Source organism: Microbulbifer sp. CAU 1566 (genome assembly GCF_023156515.1).
Classification (GTDB): Bacteria; Pseudomonadota; Gammaproteobacteria; order Pseudomonadales; family Cellvibrionaceae; genus Microbulbifer.
This window is the reverse complement of sequence record NZ_JALNMG010000004.1, coordinates 472,865-496,797: the sequence shown is the minus strand read 5'-3', so window position 1 is coordinate 496,797 and position 23,933 is coordinate 472,865. Positions and strand designations below refer to the sequence as shown.

Sequence of the window (23,933 nt, the reverse complement as noted above, 5' to 3'; positions counted from 1 at the left end):
CGTCGCCTTTTTTAGAAACTCGACCTCTTTCCGGAGCGTTTCATTCTCGCGTCTCAGCTTGCGCTCCGTCTCGCTCTCTTTCTTGGAATAATCTACCCCATCCAGAGAATTGAATTGTTTATCAGAGAGACGGTGGAACTGCCTCCGCCAGTTGTAGATCTGGCCCGGATGAATCCCAAGCTCACGCGCGACCTCAGCGGCAGTTACGCCCTCCTGATCGCTACGACGAACCGCCTCCCGGCGGAACTCCTCCGTATATGCCGCAACCTTCTTCTTACCTATGATACACCTCCGTGTTAGGCCGAAACCTAACTATACAGGGTGTCTACTTTCTGTGGGTAACACTGTCAGATAACGCCCGCAACAGGGGCGCCCTACGCGGTGTACATTTTGTGTAATTATTGGAGCGCAGCGACCGCACAAAATGTGCACCGCGTAGGGCGCCCCTCTGCCTGCGCTTGTATGGCCTAATTCCCTTTACCTTTACCGCCAGTGCTATCTTTCACTAGCCTTACCGGTGGTGGCTCTGGCGGCGGTGGCGGTGCTGGTTTGTCTTTTGACATGGAATTACTCCTTACTATTTTTGAGGTTTGGATTTACCTGGCTGTACATCCTCTCTAAGGATTCTCTTTGGTGGTGGTGTCGGCGGTGGCGGTGGCGTTGAAGGTTTTGGCTTTTCGCTCATTGAGAAGCTCCTTAAGATCAGCAGAAAAATCTACTTCCAAAGTTGTAACATCAAAATTCCCATTTATTTTTAGTGGGGATTTATGGCTATTTAATTCGATAGGCTTCGATATTTGTACCTTATACTCTTTTTCGATGGTGTTTTTATCAATTCCCGAAAGGGTAAAAATTAGAAACGCTGTGGCCAGTGGTAACGCAGTTAAAATTAGGTATGTATTGCACTTATGAAGAAACTCTGATCGTTTGTCATTAACAGCTGTATTCGCAGAGGAGCATTCGTTGTAGTACCTAAACAAGTAATCATTAAAGTGCCTTTTTACCAACTCGTCGCATTCACTATAGGCACTGTAAGTCTCAATTAGTTGATTCCGATAGTTTTCTGTTGTTAATGCAGAAGGAATAAATTCGTAAGTGTGTCCGTAAAACGACCTGACAAAATACGAGAGACTAGTGATGAAGAATCCTAAGCTAATCAAAAACACACCACCAAAGCAAAGGTTCCAAAAACTGCCATTTTCGAAAGAAACACCTTTGACCAACAATGCATAAACACTGGTTATAGACAAGAGTAGAGCTAAGGGAATCTGTAGGCGTGACGATATCTTTTCCCGAGCCTCCACTTCGTGAAAGTACAGCTTTTCATACAGTTCGAATCGTTTTTCGTCATTCATATTGTACTTATACAGGGTGTCTACTTTTTGTGGGTAACTCGGTAGGTTAACGCCGCGCTCTGGGGCAAACCGAAGCGTAGCGTAGGTTTGTCCCTAGCAGCGCTTTGTTACACACTTTCTTGCCCTAGATCTGTGATTCTCGAATATCTTTGATCAATTTGATCTGGAGTAAGATACATATTCTCATATCTAGATTTTGACCTCTGATACTGACCAAAGAATACAGGCTTCCCTGGCTGACTTTTATCGTGGCTCACTTCCACCATTTGAACCTCATTACAATAAGGTTCACGCCGTACAATCTCTGCCATCTTATCTAGGTAAGGAGAAAATTCAGACCATTTCTCATTTAAAGTACTTGGATAAACCGCATATTCAGCTATAGGAGCAATCGAATACAAATATTTCGTATCAGTTGGATATTGGTCATCAATAGCTTCAGTACTAAATTTATATGAGTTACTTTTCAAATGAATCTGATAATATTTAATGCCTCTACCACAAAGCCTTTTCATTACTTCCTGCTTTCTTACTTCTGACATTCGGAGTCCGAAATAAATAGCTTTTACAGCTCTGTAATCATAGTGTTGAAGGCCGGCCACAGAAGTAACCACTCTTATTTCCTTTTCATAAGCCCATCTTTTCGACTTGATGCCAATAAGCTTCTGTATGAAACTGATTTTGTCATTGATTTTGAACATATCATTGATATGAAGGTTAGGCGGATTATCATTATACTTGACATCAAATGTTTGATAATCGTTTCGACCAAAATAAACCAACGTATCTAATTCATACTCAATGCAAAAACCCTCATGACTGTTTGCATAGTGAGCCCATAGCAACTCGTCTGTACAGCTTTTACTAAGTGAATATATTCCTACTGAATCTTTTTTCTCAATAAGCTCCCTTAGTGAGTTCTTAACCGTCTCTACAGAATTCGCCACTTCTTTGCTGCCTTTCCCGAGAAGCCAGGCAGTCAAATCAATTTGGGTTAGAATGTCTTCGTGAAAAACCAATCCTTCGCATGGATCATTCAATCTATTAATAGTTGGAGACCAGAAAGTATCTTTTTCTAAAGATTCGAGGTCTCTAATAAATATACCTTCATCCCCACCTCTATATTTAAAAACTCTCACGTATCTCGAATCTCGTTTTCATGTGTAACAGTTTATTCAATAGCTCTAGATATAGGCATTATGCCTAAGTATGGAAGGCAGCTTGCCTGCCCCTTTTGGCGCCAAATTCACTTTTGATGTTTTGTATTTTGTGCCAATTAATAGCCGCAATCTAAGATTCCGCTCTATTCCATCAACCAGCGATTATGGCACCTCATAGGCAAGCATCAGAAATATACATGGTACATGATTGGCTTTGGCTTGTGACTCCGGGCGTATTGCCGTTTGTGCCACTCATCATTTTCCTACCAAAGAATGGGCGCCGGCGACGTTGATTTTATTTGGTCGCTTGGCTCGTCGGTTACGCATACTTTTTGGTAGACAATAAAAAAGCCCCGCCAATCGGCGGGGCTTTGAAATTCAAAGACTCAGGGCGTTTCCGCTTCAGAGTTTAACCAGTAGCTTTCCCTGGTTTCCGCCATCGAACAGCAGATTAATGCCGTCAATCGCGCTCTCCAGCCCCTCAAGTACATGAGTACGGAAACGGATCTGTCCCTTCTGCACATAATTGGCCAGTACCTCGGTCGCTTCCTGTGCTTTGTCCAAATGATCCGGCACTACGAAACCCTCTACCCGCAGGCCTTTCAGGTTGATGTCCATCCAGTTAGGTCCCGGCGCCGGCTTTTCGAAGTTGTACTCAGAAATCATGCCGCACACCAGAATACGTCCGAAACGATTCATACGGTCGTAGGCCAGTTGCTGAATGGGGCCGCCGGTATTTTCAAAAAACAGGTCGATGCCGTTCGGGCAGGCGTCGTCCAATTGTGCGGCGAGATCGTCGGACTTGTAGTTGATGGCTTTGTCGAAACCCAGCTCATCTTCCAACCAGCGACATTTCTCGTCACTGCCGGCGGTACCGACCACGCGCAGGCCTTCGGCTTTGGCGATCTGGCCCACCAGCGAGCCAACGGAACCCGCTGCGCCACTGATGAGAATCGTCTCCCCTGCTTGCGGGCGGCCGATCTTGATCAGCCCCACGTAGGCGGTCAGGCCCGTAACATAAAACACGGACAGCAACGCTTCGGGATCGAGGGAAGCATCTACTACCTGCATTTCCTCGTTGCCGAGCACGTATTCCGCCCAGCCGGTGGTGCCAACAACATGCGCACCCACCGGATAGTTGCTGTTACGCGATTCAACCACTTCACCAACGCCGTAGGAGCGCATCACCTCACCCACCTGGACCGGCGGCAAATAGCTGTCTTCGCGAGGATTCAGCCAGGTGCGCATGGCCGGGTCGAGGGACATGTAGGTCTGCTTGACCAGGAACTGGCCTTGTTCCAGCGTCGGGGTTTCCAGCTCGACGGTTTCGAAAATGTCCGGCGTGATATCGCCACACGGGCGTTTGCTCAACTGGATGGCTTTGTAGGTCATGGTAGTCACTTTCGTTTCTCTCTTTGCGTTACTGCTGCATAAGAAATCAGGGAATAGTCACGTCGCCGAACAGTTGAGTGTATCGCGGCTGGCCATTCCAGGCGGTGATACCCCCGTCGACGACGATGTTCTGTCCGGTTACATAACTGGACATGTCGGACGCCAGGAACAGAAATACATTGGCGACTTCTGCCGGCTTGCCCGGGCGGCTCATGGGAATATTCTGTTCAAACACCCCGATCACATCGGGGTTGCTGGTCAGTACATTGGTCAGCGGTGTTTCGATCAGACCGGGGCTGACACTGTTTACACGGATATTGTCCAGCGCATAGTCCAGCGCCAGGTTGCGGGTGTAATTGATGACCCCACCTTTCGCCGCGGCATAGGCGTGGAAGCCGTAGTCAGCCACAGCGCCGGAAATAGACGCGGTATTGATAATGCTGCCGCCGCGCTTCATCAAATGTGGCAATGCGTGGCGACAGGTGTGGAACAGCGCATTCAGGTTGACGTCGATGATCTTGCTCCACACCGCCGGGTCCACCAGGTGGGTGCGACCGTAAGTGCCGAACCCGGCATTGTTGATCAGGATATCCATGCCACCCAGGGCCTCCACGGATTCACTGATCATGCGTTCGATATCTTCCGGCTGGCTCAGATCGACGGCAACACAGTGGGCACGCTCACCGAGTTCCTGCGCAAGTTTGCTGCCGCTTTCCTGATTGATATCCGCAATCACGACCGCCGCGCCCTGCGCGTGAAACAGGCGCACTATCTGCTCGCCAATGCCCGAGGCACCACCGGTAACAATTGCTTTTTTATTCTCTAGCATCATTTTTTCACCATTATTATTTTTAGTTACTGAATGTTTGGTACCGATCCCAGCCGCATCCAACTATTGGCGCTGGCCGCCCGGTATCTGGCTGACCGCCAGCCGTTCGAGTATCCCTCCTAAATCACTCCCAAAACTTGCCTAAGTACGACAAAATTTTGTCAACAGGCGCCAAAGCTGCACTTCGGCAACCCTTCGCAAGCGGATTCCGCCCGTCACATCTGGCGCACTTTGACAAATCAACTTCGGGTTATGACAAGTTTGCGCAAGGTAACGACTTAACATCACCCGCAAGCGTTTACATACATCCGATAACAATAAGGCGGAGCAAAACTGATGAGAGAGAAGAGAGAGAAGAGAGAGAAGAAACGTATTGGGATTTCCCGCAGCGGGACTATTAGTCTGGCTGCTAGTCTGGCTGCGAGCCTGGCTGCCGCACTGGCGTTGCCCGCGGGTGCCGCAACCATTTCCGGCAAGGTCACCGATAGCAAGGGCAAGCCGGTGTCCGGCGCGATTGTGCGCCTGACCGATGTCCAGGCGGGGCATTCAGAGTCCGTTTACACCAATGGCGACGGTGACTATCGGATGGACACCCAGCTCAGTGGCGAGCTGCGCCTGCGGGTGCGCGGCCACTACTTTGCCGACGACCAGCAGATGGTGAAGCTCGGCGGCGACAGGGATCAGCTCACCCACTCGGTAAAGCTCGAAAAGCTGCAGAGTGACCAGGCCATTTCCGACAGCCTGGCAGCCTCTTACCATTTCAATACCCTGCCGTTCGATACCGAGAAAGACGCGCCCTTTACCCGCGACAAGTTCCAGCTCGAATGTCTTTCCTGCCACCAGCTGGGTAACCCCTTCACCCGCATCGTGCGCCCGGCAGAATCCTGGGAGCAATCGGTGCGCCGGATGCACGCCTATATGGGCGCGGTAGACGTCACCGAGAAAGACCGTCGCCGCGCGGAAATTTTTGCCGAGGGCTTCGATGGCAAGCCCACGGCAATGCGCCCCCAGTTCCCCGTCGACAAGGCGCTGGCACACACCAAAATTTATGAATACCAGCTGCCGGCTTCCGGTGTGCCCCACGACGCACACGTATATTCCAAAAGTGGGCCCCAAAATGGGCTGGTGTACACGGTGGATCAGTTTACCGATGGCCTCTACGTGACGGACCTGAAAAGCGGTGATACCCGCTTTATACCGCAGCCGGAAGAGGGCATGCCGCTGGGTGGCAAGTTCACCAAGATGGGCGTGCCGCCGGCGATGAATAAAATCAATGTGCGACACGGGCCGCACTCGCTGGCGGAAGGCCTGGACGGCAAGCTGTATGTGACCAACTCCTTCTCCGGCTCCATCGGGGTATTCAACCCCGCCAGCGGCGCCTGGGAAAAGTCCGTGCCGCTGCCCGGCATTGCGGTTTATCCCCATACCATTCGCGTGGATGCCGAGGGTATTTTGTGGTTCAGCGTGGTGGGTACCGAACAGGTCGGGCGCCTGGACCCGAAATCTTCGGAGGTCACCCTGATCGACCTGCCGACGCCGACCCCGGTGGCGATCACGCCAGCGGTGCTGACCTACGGTGTGGCGGTCAACAGCCACGACGGCTCCATCTGGTACAGCCGCCTGTGGGGTAACAAGATCGGCCGTATCGATGCGAAAACCCTGGAAGTCACCGAAATCGAGTCGCCGGTATTTGGCCCGCGCCGCCTGCGCTTCGCACCGGACGGCATCCTGTGGCAGACCGGCTACGCCCACGGCCAGATTGCGCGCATCGATACTAAATCGATGGATATGAAGGTGTACGATATGCCGGAGTTTGCCGAAGGCGCCCGCCCCGGCCCCTACTCACTGAATATTTCTCCGGATACCGGCGATGTGTGGGTCAACGAGACCATGACCGATCACGTGTACCGTTTCGTACCTGCGGAAGAGCGCTTTATCGCCTACCCGGCACCGCTGCGCGGCACCTATACCCGGGATATGTCGTTTACCGACGACGGCCTGGTGTGCATGTCCAACAATCCGATTCCGGTGCAGGCCCTGGAGGAATACACCGGTGTCCTGATGTGTATCGACCCGGACTACCGCGCGAACTGATTTATCGCTTTAGCCATCCCGGCGCCCGCTGCTGTCGCGCCACGCGCTCGGCAGCGGCGGGTTTGCCACACTGATCCCGCCACTGCCGCGGACTCATCCCAAACCAGCGCTGAAACGCCTTGGAAAAGCTGGCCAGATCGGCATAGCCGAGCAGCCCGGAAAGCTGGGTCAGGCTCATATTCGATTCTTTGAGGTAGCGCGTTGCCACGGCCTGGCGTGTCTCGTTGAGCAAGGTCTGGAAACTGGTGCCCTCCTCCATCAGCATGCGCTGCAGCGAGCGCGTGCTCACCATCATGTAGTCCGCCACAAAATCAATGGTGACCTTGCCATTGGGCAGGAAGTTGCGCAGCAGGTGGCATACGTAGGCAGGCAATTCCTTCGGGGCCAACGCATCCAGCTGATCGATATGCGCGCGCATCAACTCGTGCAGTGCGGGATCGGCATGGCTCAGAGGCGCGTCCAGTAATGCGGCGTCAAACACCCAGGCATTTCTGGCGCTGTTGAAGTGGGGCGTGGCACCGAGCAGGCGCACATAGGTTTGCGGCGAGGCGCCCGCGGCAGTCTGGAAATGGACCGCGTGCGGTTGCCACTGATTGCCCAGTAGCATTTTCAGTAACCGTTTCCCTACCGCAATCGCCAGTTCGATCGCCTGCCGTGCGGGAATGCCACTGCGCAACATGGGGTCGTATTCGAGGATGGCGAGCTTGTTGTGCACCTCTACTTTCACCAGACCACTGTTGGAGTGCAGGTGGTAGTAGTGGGCCAGCTCTTCCAGCGACTCGCCCACCGTATTGGCATTTTTCAACAGGTACAGCAGCTGGCCGAAAACCGCGGTGCCCTGGTGCAGGCCGAACTCCAGCCCGAACAACGGATTGCCGGATTCACTCGCGCAGTTCTCCAGTAACAGCGCCATGCGCTGGTAGGAAATCAGGCTTTCGGGATTCGCCAGTGTATCCGCAGGAAGACCTGCATTGCCGAGCATCACTTGAGGATCCAGCCCAGAGACCCGGCAGAACTCGTCAAATAGTGCCAGCGACGAGGCTCTGGAGAATTCTTCCATCGATTACCCTAGCGTGTGTGCCCGAACGGATGTCCGCCCTCGCGCTCTCGGGGAATCAAGCCAGATCAAATCGATCCGCGTTCATCACCTTGGCCCAAGCGGCCACGAAATCCTGCACAAATTTTTCCTTGCTGTCATCCTGTGCATAGAGTTCCGCGTAGGCGCGCAGGATGGAGTTGGAACCGAACACCAGATCCACCCGGGTTGCGGTCCACTTCACCTGATCGGTTTTGCGATCGCATATTTCATAGGAATTTTTGCCGGTGGGTTTCCAGCTGTTGCCCATGTCGGTGAGATTGACGAAGAAATCGTTGGTCAGTGCGCCCTCGCGGTCGGTGAAGACACCGTGTTTGCTGTCGCCATGATTGGTGCCGAGCACCCGCATGCCGCCCACCAGTACGGTCATTTCCGGGGCGGTCAGCCCCAGCAGCTGGGTGCGGTCGAGCAGCATCTCTTCCGGCTTTACCACATAGTCCTGTTTCAGCCAGTTGCGGTAGCCGTCGTGGAGCGGCTCCAGTACCTCAAACGCTTCGACGTCGGTCATGGCATCGGTGGCGTCGCCACGGCCGGGAGAAAATGGTACCGCGATATCAAAGCCGGCCGCCCTGGCCGCCTGTTCGACACCGATATTGCCCGCCAGCACGATGACATCCGCCACGCTTGCGCCGCTTTCCGCCGCAATCGGCTCCAGTACCGACAGTACCTTGCGCAAACGCTCGGGTTCATTGCCCGGCCAGTCTTTCTGCGGTGCCAGGCGGAGGCGCGCGCCATTGGCGCCACCGCGCTTATCCGAGCCGCGGTAGGTGCGCGCGCTGTCCCAGGCGGTGGCGACCATTTCGCCAATACTCAAGCCACTGGCTGCAATCTTCGCTTTCACAGAATCGACGTCGTAGTTGGTATTTCCTGCGGGTACCGGGTCCTGCCAGATTAATTCCTCTTGCGGTACATCGGGACCTATGTAGCGGGCGCGCGGCCCCATATCCCGGTGCGTCAGTTTGAACCAGGCGCGGGCGAAGGCGTCGGAGAGGGCCGCGGGATCTTTATGGAAACGCTCGGAAATCTTGCGGTATTCCGGGTCCATTTTCATCGCCATGTCGGCGTCGGTCATGATCGGGGTGGTGCGGATGGACGGGTCCTCCACATCCACCGGCTTGTCTTCTTCCTTGATATCAATTGGCTCCCATTGCCAGGCACCGGCCGGGCTCTTCTTTGGCTCCCATTCGTGGTTGAGCAGCATCTCGAAATAGCCGCTGTCCCACTGGGTTGGATGGGTGGTCCAGGCGCCTTCCAGGCCGCTGGTCACCGCATCGCGGCCGACACCGCGCTTGCTCTTGTTCAACCAGCCGAAGCCCTGGTCTTCCAGTTCCCCCGCTTCCGGCTCGGGACCGAGCAGTGCGGCGTCGCCGTTTCCGTGGGTTTTACCGACCGTGTGGCCACCGGCGGTGAGGGCCACGGTTTCCTCGTCATCCATGGCCATGCGGGCAAAGGTCACGCGCACGTCGGCTGCGGTTTTGAGGGGATCCGGGTTGCCGTCTACCCCTTCCGGGTTCACATAGATCAGCCCCATCATCACCGCGGCCAGCGGGTTTTCCAGGTCGCGCTCACCGGAGTAGCGGCTACCCTCACTGCCGGTGGGTGCCAACCACTCCTTTTCCGACCCCCAGTAAGTATCGATTTCCGGCCCCCAGATATCCTCGCGCCCGAAGCCAAAGCCGAAGGTCTTCAAGCCCATGGATTCATACGCAATGGTGCCGGCATAGGCGATCAGGTCGGCCCAGCTCAGTTGGTTGCCGTATTTTTTCTTGATCGGCCACAACAGGCGGCGCGCCTTGTCGAGGTTGCCGTTGTCCGGCCAGGAGTTCAGGGGGGCGAAACGCAGGTTGCCGGTGCCGGCACCACCGCGGCCGTCGGCGATACGGTAGGAGCCGGCGGCGTGCCAGGTCATGCGGATCATCAGGCCGCCGTAATGCCCCCAGTCGGCTGGCCACCACTCCTGGCTGTCGGTCATCAGCGCGTGCAGGTCTTTCTTGAGTGCATCGAAGTCGAGCTTTTTGACGGCTTCCCGGTAGTCGAAGTCAGCCCCCAGTGGATTCGTCTTGGTGTCGTGCTGGTGCAGGATGTCGAGGTTCAGGGCCTTGGGCCACCACTCCATGACCGAGGTGCCACATTCTGTCGCGCCACCGTGTACAACCGGGCACTGGCCGGCAGGATTTGATGTGCTTCCCGTCATGGTGTGAGTCCTTCTGTGTGTTGAGATATGCGCAATCTGGCAATGAAAGGCCAGGTTTTATTCGAGCCCACCTTTCTATAACACCTCCCACCCCATCCTGCGGCGAAACCGGAAGAGTGCCGAGCAGTTCTGCGCCAGAAATTCCTGCCATCGCGGAAACTGCACAAAAATCAAACGCGCAAATGCGTAACTCAGCGCACCTTAATCGCGCAATTCGTCCATTCCGACGATTCCAATCCCGCGCATTCTCCCTACCCTGCCGATCTATTTAAAAAAAATAAATACATCTGCATCAAGTTCCGCAACGACTGCGAAGCAACCTGCAGTTTCCCAAACGGCAGAACCCGTAATCCGCAGTAGGCCTGCCACTTTCCTAGCGATGACCAAGGAGCGCCTAATGCCATGTTGGAAGTCAAACAACAAATAAGACAACCGCGAACAATGCGCGGAAAAAATTCATTGAGCAGTCTGCTTACGACCGCTGCATTCACATTCGCAACGCTTTCTTCCTTAAACACAACCGAGGCTTTCGCCTATACGGAAACCGACTCCGGTTACGAAGACCCCTACTACGATCCCAGTGCCTCATCCACACCCCACGGTGTGTACAACCGGCCCGCAGATTACGACCCCAATGCACTGCTCGGCAGCAGCAATGGCGGCTGGGCGGTGTGGGATTTCTGTTACGGCAAGCCGGATGAAACCGAATTGCCGCAGGACCCGCGCGCGCTGGTTCAGCAAGGCATCAGCGACGGGCGCGCAGTGCACTTCAATGCGTATTACAAAGACTGCCACGTAGATCCGGAGGCGGTACGTGAAGTGGGTGCAGCAAAAAGTTGCGGCGAATTGCGCGAGCGTTTTGATCACGGTGGACGACTGTTAACCGGTGGTTCGCCTGGCGTCGGCGCACTATTTGCAGGTACCGATCCCTATACCATCGAAGCGGCACTGGGTATTTCCACATTGCTGCCAAGTCAGTACAACGACCTGTGGAAATCCTGGGGCGGCTACACGTCCAAGCCAAAAAATTTCGATCAGCTGCTGGCAGAGCGCTACGGTTCCGTACTTCCGGAAGAGCGCAACCCCTACCCGCTCAAGGGCGAAAACCCGAACCTGACTGATGGCGGTTCCGGCCAGCTGCCGTTGATGTTTACCCAGATGCGCTATCCCGATGGCACCTGGACCGGCCGCATCGGCGTAACCTGCCACGCCTGTCACAGCGGCGCGGTGGATGGCAAACCCACACTGGGTGGTGGCAGCTCGCTGGCGGACCTGGACCTGTTCCTGCGCGATGGACTGCCCCAGGGCTACCTGGCTTCCGTGGCCACGCTCGCCAACCTCAACCACACCCGCGGCACCAACAATGCCAGCGATGTGAACCTCGCGTTTATTTTTCCGGATCAGGGGCTTTATTCGGCGAGAGATGCGGTGGACCTGATCACCTCCGGCTCCACTGCCAGTATGGATACACCCGCCTGGTGGAACCTGGGGCACCGCCCACTGAAATTTGTGGATGGTATGTTCCCCGCCGATGCACCGCGTATCGACCAGGTTTTCTATACCCCCTTCTTCGGTCTGTTCGGTGAAGTACTCGGCCCACTGAGTGACGCCGGCCAGAAATACATGCGCGACAATGGCCCACCCATCAATGCCTGGATTGAAACCCTCAAGGCACCCAAGTATCCCGGTGACATCGATACCGCACTTGCGGAGGAAGGCGCGGAGCTGTTCCACGAGCTGGATATGTGGGCGGAAGAGCGCAACAACCCGGTTCGCCGCCCGGAGGGCAATGGCAGTTGTGCTGGCTGTCATGGCGCTTATGCACCACGCTACGTAAACGACCCCGAATTCCTCGCCAGCCCACTGCTGGAGGGCATGGCCTCGTATATCGTGCCACAGGAAATCATCGGTACCGACTCAGTGCGCTGGGAAACCAACAACGAAGGTATGCAGCGCGCCGGCTCGGTAAACTTCTTCGGCTATCCTCCCACCAAGGGCACGGATCAAGATTGCGGGCCGCAAAACCAGGAGCGCTTGCGCGGTGATCGCGAGCTGGGTTACCTGGCACCACCGCTCTACGGGGTCTGGGCCAGTGCCCCCTATATGCACAACGGCTCGATTCCTAACGTGTGGGAAATCCTCAAGCCCGAGGACCGTGAGCCACTGTGGCGCCGCGTGTCCAACGAGAAGCTGTCCAATCCCTGGTACAACAATGGCAATGTGCTGATGGGGTACGACACCAAACTGGATACCGCCTACGACGAAACCAAAATGGGCTGGAAATACGACGCCATCGATTGCGAATGGCGCTCCTTCTGGAACCCGTCGGTTTCGCCCTTCCGCACCTGTGATCCGAATGACAAACACCAGACGCCGCTGGCACAGGAAATTCTCGACGATATCTTCGGCAACCTGATCCTGACCTGGAACATCATGTTCCCGCCGACACTGACCATGAAGCAGATGGAAGATCGCAAGATCTATAACACGCTGTTGTTCAGTCACGGTAACGAAGGTCACGAGTTCAATAGTGTGCTGACCGATCACGAGCGTTTAGCCATTATTGAATATCTGAAAACGCTCTAGTGTTTGACCGAACAGCGTAAACCGGAGGCCGACCTGACTTACAGGTCGGCCTTTTTTTCGGGAATAGCAGAAAAGTTGAATTGGTCGTATGACGGGAATTGGCCCCGACCATTAGAATTTGGCGAAGAAATTTTCAGATTCCCTTCGATTGCCAATGATTCCCCCCAACACACGCACGATGGCCCGCCACTGCAAGCGAATCGCCAGATACACGCTACTGCTCGCGGTGGCAGCGGTAACCCTGTCGGTGCTGCTGGTGCTCGCCCTGCGCTGGATCGATCCCCCCTCATCCATGGTTATGCAGCACTGGCAACAGGACAGCGGCCAGTTTGCGCGACATAGCTGGCAGCCAATCAATAAGATCTCGCCAAACTTGCAGATGGCCGTCATCGCTGCGGAAGACCAGAAGTTCCCACACCATTACGGCTTCGATCTTGACTCCCTGCAAAAAGCCCTCACAGAAAACCGCAAACGCACACGCGGTGCCAGCACCATTACCCAGCAGACCGCAAAAAACCTGTTTTTGTGGAACGGACGCAGTTATCTGCGCAAGGGGTTGGAAGCCTGGTTTACCCTGTTGATGGAAACGCTTTGGTCGAAAGAGCGGATTCTGGAGGTCTATTTGAATATCGCCGAGTTTGGCGAGGGCGTTTACGGTGCCGAGGCTGCCGCACGTCACCACTTTGGCTCGTCGGCGCAGCATTTGAGCCGCTGGCAATCGGGGCTGCTGGCCGCGGTTCTACCGAGCCCCAAGCGCATGTCCGCCGGACGGCCCTCGGCGTATGTACAGAGCCGGGCATCGACAATTAATCGTCAAATACGACAGCTGGGCGGCACCGGTTATTTGAAGTCCCTGTAACTTCTGTGGGCAACAGTTATCCACACCTTATTTGCCCACAGCTTCTCGGGACAGACCTGTGAATATCTACTGGATATCCTGCCGCAGCCAAGCAACCCCGCCTGCCGGTTCGGGGCGGTCGAAATTGCGTCATATTTAGGTTGGCTTTGGTACCGCGGATACACTCCGTCACGTCGATATGGAATCACCGATATCTGGCAATAGAATGGAGCAGTCTGTATCGCCGTCTGTCCACCGGGGAAATGTGTGACTCAACCCACTGTGACTTTTTTTTCGCTGTTGATTGCGCTTGCGAGTCCCGCGGCTCCCGCCACCGCGGATTGCGGACAGGCCGACGACTGCCTGGCACTCGAACTGCACAATCAGGTGCGCAAAGACCTGAACGCCGGTCGTCTCCCCAACAGTCCCAAACCGAACCCGCCGGTAGCCATGCTGGTCCACGATCCGGCACTGGCGCGCACCGCCTACAACTGGTCGGCAGCCCAATGCAATGCGCGGCGCGGCCACAACAGCCAGCGCCGTGCGCACTTCCTCGCCAACGGCGGCAACCCCGCCCACCCCTGGGTTGGGGAAAACCTTTTTTTCCACAGCGCCCAGCTCTCCAATACCGATGCCCTGGCCCAGGCGGTGGCTGCCTGGGCCGCGGAAGCGCAGGATTATCGCTACCAGCCGTTCAAGGTGATGAAGACCGGGCATTACAGCCAGTTGATCTGGAATACCATCGACACCATTGAAAACGGCAAGAAGGTATCCCGCGCGGTGGGCTGCGGTGTATACCGCTGTGACAAAGGCCGCTATAAAACCATCGTCACCTGTAACTACGCACCCGGCGGCAATATCCAGGGTGTGGTGCCCTACCGCATCAAAAAATAGCCCCGGCCGCACCAGTCATAATTTGATAATTTTGATAGTCTCACTGGGACAACACTCGGTACAACGACAAAAGCCGGACTCCTCCAATGAAGCGCCCACTTAGTATTGCTGCTGGTATCGCCCTCCCCGCACTTGCGCTGTTGCTGGCCGCCTGCAAGGCCGCCCAATTTGGCGGGGATACCGCGCTGCCAGACGGTTCGGTTTACCGCGGGGAGTTTCAGGATGGGCTCTTCCACGGCGAAGGGGAATTACAGTGGCCCGATGGCCGCCACTACCTGGGCGGTTTTGAACACGGCATGCTGGGTGGGCACGGCAAATTCACTTACGCCGATGGCTGTGTTTACGAGGGTGAATTTGCCAACGGCGACTTCCATGGCAATGGCCGCTACGCCTGTGACGAAACTTCCTGGGAAGGTAATTTCCAGCAGGGCAACCTGGCAAGAGGAACCATCACCTGGGAAGGATTTGGTCGCTATACCGGGGAATTGCAGGATTACCAACCGCACGGCGAGGGCGCACTCACCTACGCCGAAGGCGTCACCATCCGTGCCCACTTCGAAAATGGCCAGGCAAATGGTGAAGGCGTCCGCTCCTTTACCACAGCTGACGGCGAGCTGCGGGAAGATCCCGGTTTCTTCGTCAACGATCAGTACTACGCGAGCGAAGCCGCCTGGCAGCGAGGCGAGACGGAATCACAGAGCGCCCTGGAGTCCCGCCTGTACAGCGAAGGCGAACGCTTGCAATCGGCGCTCTCGCAACTCGCGCGGCAGCGACCCGGTGTGCGGGATGTGTACACACTGATTGTGGGCGGCGACGGCACCCAGGGCGTATTCGAAAGAGAGGTCAACTGGGTGGCGGAGAGACTGGGTACGACGCTGGATATGGAGCGGCGCCAGATACGCCTGAGCAATGGCAGTGACACCCTGCCGCTCGCTACCCGCACCAGTGTCCGGAAAAGCCTGCAGGCGCTGGATGCGGTGATGGACGCGGAAGAGGATCTTCTGCTGGTGCATTTTGTCAGCCACGGCGATGCCAATGGCAGCCTGTATCTTGCGGATGTGGGTCTACCGCTGAACGACCTTTCCGTGGCGGATGGCAAACAATGGCTCGACGCACTCAAGGCACAACACCAGTGGGTGATTGTCTCCGCCTGTTATTCGGGACACTGGCAGCAGGCGCTGGCAAATCCCAATCGCACGGTATTCACCTCGGCGGCAAAAGACCGCACCTCGTTCGGTTGCAGCAACGATTCCGAGCGTACCTGGTTCAGCGCCGCCCTTTATGGCGAGGCGCTGGGTGTGGGTGTTGATGATCCCGCAGCCTGGTTCGCGGCCGCGAACCGGCGGGTTACCGAAATGGAGAAAGACCAGGGCATTGAGGAAAATGCCCATTCACTGCCGCAAGTGGCCATTGGCAATGCGTTTTTGGCCTGGTGGCAGACTCCGGCTAACGCGCGACACTAGGTCTCGACATCTAGGTCTCGACGTTAAGCACCACCTTGCCGACGGATTGTCCGCTGCGCAGCAGCGCCAGCGCGTCATGGGCCTGCGCAAATGGAAACTCATGACCGACATGGGGCGCCGGCAAACCCAAGCCGGCGCAACCGTTTAATAATTCCTCGAACAGCGCCTGCTCCTGCCACAGCCAGATCAGATTGAATGCCAGCACCGATTTGTTGCTGCTGATCATATCCATCACATCGTAGCGCGGGCGCTTCAGGTACAACCAGGCCGCTTTCAGCCAGTTGGGCCTGTCACCGGGAGTAAATTCCGCAGCGCCGAAAACCACCAGACGACCGGTGGGCGCGAGGGCGGCGAAGGATTGTTGCTGGATTGTTCCGCCAATGCCGTCGAGCACTAGATGCAGTGGTCGACCGTTCAGTTGCGCATGCAGTTGCTCGTCGAAGTTGTCACCGCGAATGATGATGTCAGCAAACCCCTGCCCGGCGAGAAAGGCGCGCTTGCTTTCGGAACCGACGGTACCGATCGGGATAGCACCCATCTGCGCGGCCATGCGCATGGCCTGCAGCCCCACACCACCGGCGGCGCTCTGGATTAGTACCACCTGCCCGGGCTTTACCGCCGCGAGGGTATCGAGGGCGTAGTAGGCGGTGAGACTCTGTGCGGGAAACGCCGCACCCTCAGCAAAACTCCAGTGCGCGGGAATTTTCCGGCAGTGTTGCGGCGGCACATCCACCACCGTGACGTAGCCGCCGAAACGGGTACAGCCGTAGATCCGGTCTCCCACCTGCAAATCCGTTTGCGCGTTTTCACCCAGCGCAGTAACCACACCGGCAAACTCCAGCCCGGGAATAAAACTGCCTTCGGGTGTTGCAGAATAGAGGCCGGTGAGTGCGAAGATATCGGCGAAGTTCAGGCCAACGGATTTTACCGATACGCGGATCTGATCTGAGGCCAGAGATGGAAGTGGCTCTTCCATCAGCTTCAGGTTGCTGATGGCGCCCGCCTTTTGCGTGCGCCAGACGTGACAGGTTTCGGGCATCGACTGCATCTCTCTCGAAGCGATAAAGAAATGCAGCCTACCGCTAGCCCGCGGGCTGGGCCAGCCCGGATTAATCCGGCTGCACGGCTACCGGTGTGGCCTGGGCACTGGCCAGCGCGCCGGCAGTTTTTACCAGGCACACGAATTCGGCCCGATCACCACTGACGTCTTTGCCACGTGCGAGTTGCGCAAGTGCCACTACATCCTCGTAATCGAAATCGCTCAGGGGTTCGCTGCGCAGCAACAGTCCGAAGCCCGCCACCGCGGTGGCGAATTGCAGATCCTGCTGGGTATCTTCAAACGATTTTACCTGGGGCGCCAGGGGCCACTGTTTGAGGGTGCTGTCTGCTTCTCCCGGCTTTTTGTAGCGCACTTTTACTGTCGCCAGTTCGTTGCTTTTTGCCGTCGTCACATTCTCACCGTCTTTGTCATCACCGTAACGCAACGGATCGACCCGCGGGGTATCACCAACCAGGGTCAGCTCGTACAGCGCTACCACCGAGTGGCCCGCGCCGATATCACCTGAGTCTTTTGCATCGTTGTTAAAGTCCTCGCGATTGAGGCGGCGGTTCTCATAGCCGAGCAGGCGGTATTCCACAACGCGCGCGGGATTGAATTCCACCTGCACCTTGGCATCTTTGGCGATGGTGAACAGTGTTCCTGAGAGCTGTTCCACCAGCACCCGGTTGGCCTCGAAGATGGTATCGATGTAGGCATAGCTGCCGTCGCCCACATTGGTCAGCTGCTCGACGATTTCCTCGCGGTAGTTGCCCATACCGAACCCCAGCGCACTGAACTGCACACCGCTTTTACGCCCGCGCTCGATGCGCTGCTTGAGGGTTTCCACATCGCTGATGCCCACATTGAAATCGCCATCGGTGGCCAGCAGGATCCGGTTGACGCCTTCTTTCTTGAACGCCTGCTGCGCGACCGCATAAGCGAGCTCTATGCCGCCGGCGCCGTTGGTGGACCCACCGGCCTGAAGCCGGTCGATCGCCTGCAGGATCTTGGTTTTCTGGTCGCCGGCGGTGGGCTCCAGTACTAATCCTGCGCTGCCGGCGTAGGTAACGATACTCACCGAATCCTCCGCGCGCAGCTGTTTGGCCAGCAACCGATAGGCCTGCTGCAACAACGGCAGTTTGTTGTGCTGGGCCATGGAGCCGGAGGTATCGATCAGGAACACCAGATTGACCGGCGGTACCTCATCCATCGGCAGTTCCCTCGCCTTCACGCCGATGGAAAACAGGGTGCGCTCTGTATCCCAGGGCGCGCGCGAGAGATCGAAGTGCACCGCAAAGTCATCGTCACTGGCGGGTGTGGTTGTGCTTCCGGCAAAGTCGTAGTTGAAGTAATTGATCAGCTCTTCGAGACGCACCGCACCCTTCGGCGGCAGCTGTCCGTTGTTGAGGAAGCGGCGCACATTACTGTAACCGCCAGTGTCTACATCGAGAGCAAAGGTGGAGACCGGGTCCTCACGCACCAGTTTTACCTGACGGGGTTCCAGCTCCTGGTATTTTTCTTGCTGCGGTTGGTGGAGTTGCTGCGGTTGCTGCACGGCAAACGCCGCCAGCCCGCGGGTTTCAGGGCTCCGCTTCTTGAGCTCGGCGCTCGGCTGCGGGCGCTGGAGCCGCTCCATCGGCAGGATATCGGCGCTGGTCGCCGGCTCGACCTGAATCTCGTGAACGGTGTATTCCTTCGATTGCGCGGCACTGTCGTCACTGGAGGATTCTTCAGGATCGGAGGAGGAGCAACCGGACAGCACCATCGCCAGTGCGCCGCACAGCAAAGTGGGTAGGATCGGGAAGCGAGTCATATAGGTCCTTCTATACGTTATCTATGCGTTATTGTTTTCGGCACTGATAAGAGTTTTACAGCAGCGGTCGGCATTTGCCAGTTCCCATGGCCCGGCGGTCGCGCACGGGTTTGTTTGCGTTACTCCATTCCTGTATAACCATACAGCATCGGGCGCGCGCACCGCCCCCTCAGGATTACACCCCCAGACACTTGAATCTCCCCATGGCCGATCCCGTCGAACTGGCACCGGATTACTACCTCAGCAACTTCCAGTCACTACTGGACTTTGTGGTAGCGCGCTATGAACACCTGTTATCGGACGGCGAGCGGCGCTTCCACAACCAGTTTTGCGCACTGGCGACCGACAGCCAGCGGCTGTACGTGCGCCTGCTGTCACGCAAGGGGGTCCCCTCCTCGGCCGGCGCCCTGTTCCGGCAGGGCAAATTCGCCTATGCCGAAATCGCTGATCTCCCTGCCGCCGCAGACACGCTGGTTGCGACCGGCCTGTTGCAGCGCAACCCGTCCCTGCCGATAGAAGAGCTTCTGCCGCTGTTTACCAAGGGCGAGCTTCTAGACCACAGCCCCGAGCCGCTGCCGAAATCCCTGAAACGCCCGGCCCTGGAACAGGCGCTGCTCGAACAGGATGGCGCACTGTTGCTGCGCGCGCTCGAAAACGAGGGTCCGTGGCTGGCGGTACAGGCGGCGGAGCACTTCCAAACCTTCAAACTGCTGTTTTTCGGCAACCTGAATCAGGACCTGACGGACTATGTCCTGCGGGACCTGGGCCTGTTCCGCTATGAAAACTATCCGCTGGAGCGGGAACAGCTGCCATTCCGGAGTCGCGCGCAGATCGAACAGCACCTGCACTATTACGACTGCGCGGCGGAGGCCGAGTTCGCGCTGGCCGCCGATGCAGACGCCATCCATGCGCTGGCCTCACGGCTGCCCACAGTGTTCGAAGGCGACAGCACACTGGACCGGCGTCTGGATCGCCTGCGCCTGAACCTGGCACGCCAGCTGGAGCGACTCGAAGCATTGCAGGCCGCGGATCAGCTGTACCGCCGCTGTAACCGCCCGCCGGCGCGCGAACGCCGCGCGCGGATCGCGGTGACCAGCGGTGATACCGCGAGCGCACTGGCACTGTGTTCAGAAATTCTCGCCAACCCGTACAATGAAGCCGAGCGCGAGTTTGCCCTGAGTTTCGGCCATCGCACGGCGAAGAAGACGGATGACGCCGAAACCTGGCCTGCACCGAAACGACACCAAGCGGTGACGGAAACCGCGGTGCTCGCACCTGCCCAGGAGCGGGTGGAAATACTCGCGGCCAACCACCTTGCACCGCCCGGTTCTCACGACCAGTGCTTTTATGTGGAAAACACCCTGTTTAACGGCGTGCTCGGCCTCGCCGTATGGGACATCGTGTTTGCGCCGGTAGCCGGGGCTTTCTTCAATCCGTTTCAGGTGGCGCCGAGCGATTTCCGCACCGCCGATTTTTATCCGCAGCGCCGCGCCGCCTTCGAACAGCGCCTGGCAGAACTGGACAGCGGCCAGTTCCACAAGCACATATGGCGGCACTTTCGCGAAAAGCAGGGTATCGCCAACCCGCTGGTGGCCTGGGACGCATTGCCGGAACCCCTGCTGGCCCTGGCCCTGGAACGTATCCCGCCGGATCACTGGCGGGCGCTGTTCCGGCGCCTGCTGAGTGATGTCACCCACCACCGCAACGGCCTCCCCGACCTGATTCTGTTCCCGGCGGAGGGTGGCTACGAGCTGGTGGAGGTAAAAGGTCCCGGTGACCGCCTGCAACAGAACCAGCAGCGCTGGCTGGCCTACTTCGCCCAACACCAGATCCCCCACCGGGTGCTGCATGTCGAGTGGCAGCCTTGAGCGGGATGAAAACAGCCTTGAGGGGGACAAAAGCAGCCCTGAGCGAGATTGAAACCGCCGTGAGCGAGACTGAAACAGCCGTGGATCAGCCCGTGCTGGAAGTCTCTGTGGGCGAGCTGGTGGCCTTTGCCTGTCGCAGCGGCGACCTGGTGGCAGAGGTTTCCGGTGGGCCCACTGCACTGGAAGGTATCCGCGCGCACCAGCGACTGCAGAAAAAACGCCCCAAGGGCAGCGAAGCGGAATACCGCCTGCAAGTGGAGCTGGAACAGGATGGGCAGACGGTAGTGCTCAATGGCCGGGTGGATATCCTGCACCCCCAGTCCGACCTGCACCGCCCGGTGCAGCTGGATGAGATTAAAACCACCTACGTGCCGCCACAGAAACTGGCGGAGTCCGCCCGCGGCCTGCACTGGGCACAGCTGAAGGTCTACGGCTTCTGTTACGGACTGCAGCAGCAATTCGACGGTGATGATTGCGTTGTGCTGCAGATGCTGTGGCATAACCTCAAGGAAAAAAAGACCTACCCCGAGTCCCGGGAATTCCTCTGGCGCGAGCTGGAAAGCTTTGCCAGGGGCGCACTCACCGAGTACCTGCAATGGCACCGGCGCTGGCAGAACCATCGCCAGCGTGTGCGCAATTCCGCGCGCGACTTGGAATTTCCCTTTGCTGAATACCGTACAGGGCAGCGCACCCTGGCGGTGGGTGCTTACCGCTGCCTGCGCGATGGCGGTGAGCTGGTGGCCGAGGCCCCCACCGGTATCGGTAAAACCGTAAGCACCCTGTTCCCGGCCATCAAGGCGCTGGGAGAAACACCCCTCGACCAGCTGGTGTATCTCACCGCGAAGAATTCCGGCCGCCAGGTGGTGCGGGAGACCGCCGCGCGTTTACACACTCAGGGGCTGACACTTTCGGTACTGGAATTACAGGCCCGCGACAAAACCTGTGCCTGCAGCCTGGGGCTTTGCAGTCGCGACGACGAGGGCATCTGCCCGCGCACCCGTGGCTTCTTCGACCGCCTGCCGGAAGCGCGCCTGTCCCTGCTCGGCCGCCCACTGCTGACACCGGAAGTCATTGCCGAAGTGGCGGACCGCCTGCAGCTGTGTCCGTTCGAATTGTCACTGCAGATGTTGCCCTGGGCAGACCTGGTAGTGTGTGACTTCAACTACGTCTTCGACCCGCTGGTGCAGATGCAAAGCCTGCGGGACGCGCGCCGGCAGCGCGCACTGCTGATCGATGAGGCGCACAACCTCAGTGACCGCGCACGCGGCATGTTCAGCGCAAAGCTCACCCGCAGTGACAGCCGTCGCGCCGCAGCCGCCTGTAAGGGCTCCCATCCCACTTTGCAGCGCGCCATCCAGTCCCTGGTACGCGCGCTGGACCGATGGGTGGTTGATCTGCAGGAGTCAGGACAGGATTCTGGACTGGGAGCCGCGCAAGCGCGCAATGAAGAAAAATCCGGGCTGTGGATAACTTCCCTCGACGACGGTGCCCCCCAGGCCGTAAGTGCCGAGGTCCAGAAATTACTGCTGGTAGTCAGCCAGTTACGGGAACAGTCGCAGTCACCACCGGAGGCCATCGCCGACTGGCTCAAGGCCGTGTTTCGCTACCAGGCGGTGGAGCAGCTGGCGGCGGAACAGCACCGCTGTATCACCCGCATGCAAAAGTCGGCCAACCCTGAAAGCCGCTGGCGGGAACAGGAAGTTGAACTGCTGTGCCTGAATGCCGCCGATTACCTGCAGCAAGCTTATAAACAATTCCACGGGGTCATCGCCTTTTCCGCCACCCTGCGCCCGCCGGGTTACACCTACCAGCAGCTGGGACTGCAGGCGGACTCCCCTTACCTGTCACTGCCATCCCCATTTGACGCCGGGCAAATGGGGCTGTTTCTGTGCCCGTTTGTGGACACCCGCTACCGTGCACGCGATCAAGCCAGCGACGCACTGGTGGACATGATCGCGCGGACTTTCCGCAGCCGGCCGGGTAATTACCTGGTGTTCTTTCCCTCCTACCGTTTTTTGCAGCAGGTAGCCGATCGCTTTGCGGTGCAGTTCCCGGAGATAGCGCTGGTACAACAGACGTCCGGCAGTAGCGACCAGCAGCGCAGTGCTTTTCTGCAGCACTTTCAGGATGGCCACCGCAGCCTGGGGTTTGCGATTATGGGCGGCATCTTCGGCGAAGGGGTGGATTACGTGGGGGAACAGCTGGTGGGTACCATTGTGGTTGGGGTGGGCCTGCCACAGGTCAACGAGGAACAGGAACTATTGCGCGCAGCCTGGGACAGGCGGGGCGAAAACGGCTTCGATATTGCCTACCGCTACCCGGGCCTGACCCGGGTGCTGCAAACCGCCGGGCGCGTGATCCGCACCGAGACAGACCGGGGCGTGGTGATTCTGGCGGACTACCGCTTTGCCGATCCGTTTTATCGCGCGCTTTATCCACAGCACTGGCATCCCCAGACCTGCGACAATGGCGACACCCTCTCCACCGCCCTCGACCGCTTCTGGCACGGATAATCGACAGCAGCCATGGTATTAAATCGCGAATTCTACCGCCGCAGCCCGCAACAGCGCTCCAAGCAGGACATCACCTTCAATGATGTGCGCAAGCGCTTCGATTTCCGCTCCATTGCGATCGGGCGCTGGGTGACCGAAGCAGAAAAAGCGCGCGCGGCGGGTCTGTTTTACGATGCGCTGGTGGACCTGATGACGATACTGCAGGGGCCGGAGCTGCTGGTCTCCCTGCGCGGCACCCTCGCCTTCCAGTACGGAACCGGCGGCCGCCCGGGCATTTCCGCCCATTACGAGCCGGGCTCGCGCACCTTCGCCCTGGCCAAGAACGCCGGCCCCGGCGCCATTGCCCACGAATGGTTTCATGCCCTGGACCACTACCTCGCCGACAAGGCCTTCAGTGATGTATCGGGCAACATGTTCGCCTCCGAAGCCTGGCTGCGCGATGCCACCCCGGTGCCCCACCCTATCAACGACCGCCTGTTCGCCTGCTTCCGCGCAATAATGCTGGACGAAAGCGGGGAAAACCCCAGCGACATGTTTCGCGCGTCCAAAGCCGCGGACAAGGCCAATGGCTGTATCTACTACGCTGACCCGGCAGAAATGTGCGCGCGCGCCTTCGAGGCGTTTGTGCAGGACTCCAGCATCTCCAACAATTTTCTGGTGGCCGGCACCAAGGCCACGGAGGAAGCAAAGCTGGGGCTCTATCCCAGTGGCGAACACCGGACTCGGATCAACACGGCTTTCCGCGAGTATTTCCTGTTATTGGGGCGCGCGCTGCACGCGCAGCCAGGGTGAGAATAAG

The 23,933-nt window shown here is 57.6% G+C and carries 16 protein-coding genes; 8 read left to right on the top strand and 8 right to left on the bottom strand.

The genetic code is table 11. The features are described 5' to 3' along the window. Window positions 1-617 precede the first annotated feature (617 nt). The 4 genes from M0G74_RS12930 to M0G74_RS12915 form a co-directional block, all read right to left on the bottom strand. The gene (locus M0G74_RS12930) at window positions 618-1,355 is read right to left on the bottom strand and encodes a hypothetical protein (RefSeq protein ID WP_248217661.1); all 738 of its coding nucleotides are present in this window, start codon (window positions 1,353-1,355) and stop codon (window positions 618-620) included. Between the two features lie 107 nt (window positions 1,356-1,462). After that, entirely contained in the window at window positions 1,463-2,494 is a 1,032-nt protein-coding gene (locus tag M0G74_RS12925) for a DUF2971 domain-containing protein (RefSeq protein ID WP_248217659.1), read from the bottom strand. 423 nt (window positions 2,495-2,917) lie between these two features. Beyond that, on the bottom strand, window positions 2,918-3,907 hold the full coding sequence (locus tag M0G74_RS12920) for an NADP-dependent oxidoreductase (RefSeq protein ID WP_248217657.1): 990 nt from the start codon (window positions 3,905-3,907) through the stop codon (window positions 2,918-2,920). Between the two features lie 46 nt (window positions 3,908-3,953). Then, window positions 3,954-4,739, bottom strand: coding sequence for an SDR family NAD(P)-dependent oxidoreductase (locus M0G74_RS12915; protein WP_248217655.1), 786 nt, complete (start codon window positions 4,737-4,739; stop codon window positions 3,954-3,956). Between the two features lie 333 nt (window positions 4,740-5,072). Here M0G74_RS12915 and M0G74_RS12910 point away from each other — a divergent pair, with 333 nt between their 5' ends. Further along, a complete protein-coding gene (locus tag M0G74_RS12910; RefSeq protein ID WP_248217653.1) occupies window positions 5,073-6,830 on the top strand; it encodes a carboxypeptidase regulatory-like domain-containing protein in 1,758 nt (585 codons plus the stop codon). A 1-nt stretch (window position 6,831) separates the two neighbouring features. Here M0G74_RS12910 and M0G74_RS12905 read toward each other — a convergent pair whose 3' ends face one another. Next, the gene (locus tag M0G74_RS12905; protein WP_248217652.1) at window positions 6,832-7,890 is read right to left on the bottom strand and encodes an AraC family transcriptional regulator; all 1,059 of its coding nucleotides are present in this window, start codon (window positions 7,888-7,890) and stop codon (window positions 6,832-6,834) included. A gap of 55 nt (window positions 7,891-7,945) precedes the next feature. After that, window positions 7,946-10,120, bottom strand: coding sequence for a catalase/peroxidase HPI (gene katG / locus M0G74_RS12900; protein WP_248217649.1), 2,175 nt, complete (start codon window positions 10,118-10,120; stop codon window positions 7,946-7,948). 459 nt (window positions 10,121-10,579) lie between these two features. On the opposite strand from katG, the gene M0G74_RS12895 reads away from it, so the two are divergent. The 4 genes from M0G74_RS12895 (at window position 10,580) to M0G74_RS12880 (ending at window position 15,901) form a co-directional block, all read left to right on the top strand. Next, window positions 10,580-12,706: a hypothetical protein gene (locus M0G74_RS12895; protein WP_248217647.1), complete on the top strand. Its 2,127-nt coding sequence runs from the start codon at window positions 10,580-10,582 to the stop codon at window positions 12,704-12,706. Window positions 12,707-12,860: 154 nt separating this feature from the next. Beyond that, the gene (gene mtgA / locus M0G74_RS12890; protein ID WP_248217645.1) at window positions 12,861-13,565 is read left to right on the top strand and encodes a monofunctional biosynthetic peptidoglycan transglycosylase; all 705 of its coding nucleotides are present in this window, start codon (window positions 12,861-12,863) and stop codon (window positions 13,563-13,565) included. 246 nt (window positions 13,566-13,811) lie between these two features. Continuing rightward, window positions 13,812-14,438: a CAP domain-containing protein gene (locus M0G74_RS12885; RefSeq protein ID WP_248217642.1), complete on the top strand. Its 627-nt coding sequence runs from the start codon at window positions 13,812-13,814 to the stop codon at window positions 14,436-14,438. Window positions 14,439-14,524: 86 nt separating this feature from the next. Continuing rightward, window positions 14,525-15,901 (top strand): C13 family peptidase, encoded by a 1,377-nt coding sequence (locus M0G74_RS12880; RefSeq protein ID WP_248217641.1) that lies wholly within the window; start codon window positions 14,525-14,527, stop codon window positions 15,899-15,901. Window positions 15,902-15,911: 10 nt separating this feature from the next. On the opposite strand, the gene M0G74_RS12875 is transcribed toward M0G74_RS12880, so the two are convergent. Together M0G74_RS12875 and M0G74_RS12870 are read right to left on the bottom strand one after the other, a co-directional pair. Next, a complete protein-coding gene (locus M0G74_RS12875) occupies window positions 15,912-16,940 on the bottom strand; it encodes a zinc-binding dehydrogenase (RefSeq protein WP_248217640.1) in 1,029 nt (342 codons plus the stop codon). Window positions 16,941-17,010: 70 nt separating this feature from the next. Beyond that, complete coding sequence (locus tag M0G74_RS12870; RefSeq protein WP_248217639.1) at window positions 17,011-18,753, bottom strand: VWA domain-containing protein; 1,743 nt, start codon at window positions 18,751-18,753, stop codon at window positions 17,011-17,013. Between the two features lie 203 nt (window positions 18,754-18,956). Between M0G74_RS12870 and M0G74_RS12865 the strand changes: the two genes are divergently transcribed. Genes M0G74_RS12865 through M0G74_RS12855 form a run of 3 tightly spaced genes read left to right on the top strand, consistent with a single transcriptional unit; the run spans window position 18,957 to window position 23,926 of the window. After that, window positions 18,957-20,621: a VRR-NUC domain-containing protein gene (locus tag M0G74_RS12865; protein ID WP_248217638.1), complete on the top strand. Its 1,665-nt coding sequence runs from the start codon at window positions 18,957-18,959 to the stop codon at window positions 20,619-20,621. A gap of 59 nt (window positions 20,622-20,680) precedes the next feature. Further along, entirely contained in the window at window positions 20,681-23,134 is a 2,454-nt protein-coding gene (locus M0G74_RS12860; protein ID WP_248217636.1) for an ATP-dependent DNA helicase, read from the top strand. A 12-nt stretch (window positions 23,135-23,146) separates the two neighbouring features. Continuing rightward, entirely contained in the window at window positions 23,147-23,926 is a 780-nt protein-coding gene (locus M0G74_RS12855; RefSeq protein ID WP_248217634.1) for a CLCA_X family protein, read from the top strand. The last annotated feature ends 7 nt before the right edge of the window (window positions 23,927-23,933 follow it).

Bases quoted from the DNA above. Each gene is read 5' to 3' on its own strand.
- M0G74_RS12930 (WP_248217661.1), bottom strand. From the start codon at position 1,355: ATGAATGACGAAAAACGATTCGAACTGTATGAAAAGCTGTACTTTCAC.
- M0G74_RS12920 (WP_248217657.1), bottom strand. From the start codon at position 3,907: ATGACCTACAAAGCCATCCAGTTGAGCAAACGCCCGTGTGGCGATATC.
- M0G74_RS12915 (WP_248217655.1), bottom strand. From the start codon at position 4,739: ATGATGCTAGAGAATAAAAAAGCAATTGTTACCGGTGGTGCCTCGGGC.
- M0G74_RS12910 (WP_248217653.1), top strand. From the start codon at position 5,073: ATGAGAGAGAAGAGAGAGAAGAGAGAGAAGAAACGTATTGGGATTTCC.
- M0G74_RS12905 (WP_248217652.1), bottom strand. From the start codon at position 7,890: ATGGAAGAATTCTCCAGAGCCTCGTCGCTGGCACTATTTGACGAGTTC.
- katG (WP_248217649.1), bottom strand. From the start codon at position 10,120: ATGACGGGAAGCACATCAAATCCTGCCGGCCAGTGCCCGGTTGTACAC.
- mtgA (WP_248217645.1), top strand. From the start codon at position 12,861: ATGATTCCCCCCAACACACGCACGATGGCCCGCCACTGCAAGCGAATC.
- M0G74_RS12880 (WP_248217641.1), top strand. From the start codon at position 14,525: ATGAAGCGCCCACTTAGTATTGCTGCTGGTATCGCCCTCCCCGCACTT.
- M0G74_RS12875 (WP_248217640.1), bottom strand. From the start codon at position 16,940: ATGCCCGAAACCTGTCACGTCTGGCGCACGCAAAAGGCGGGCGCCATC.
- M0G74_RS12870 (WP_248217639.1), bottom strand. From the start codon at position 18,753: ATGACTCGCTTCCCGATCCTACCCACTTTGCTGTGCGGCGCACTGGCG.
- M0G74_RS12865 (WP_248217638.1), top strand. From the start codon at position 18,957: ATGGCCGATCCCGTCGAACTGGCACCGGATTACTACCTCAGCAACTTC.
- M0G74_RS12855 (WP_248217634.1), top strand. From the start codon at position 23,147: ATGGTATTAAATCGCGAATTCTACCGCCGCAGCCCGCAACAGCGCTCC.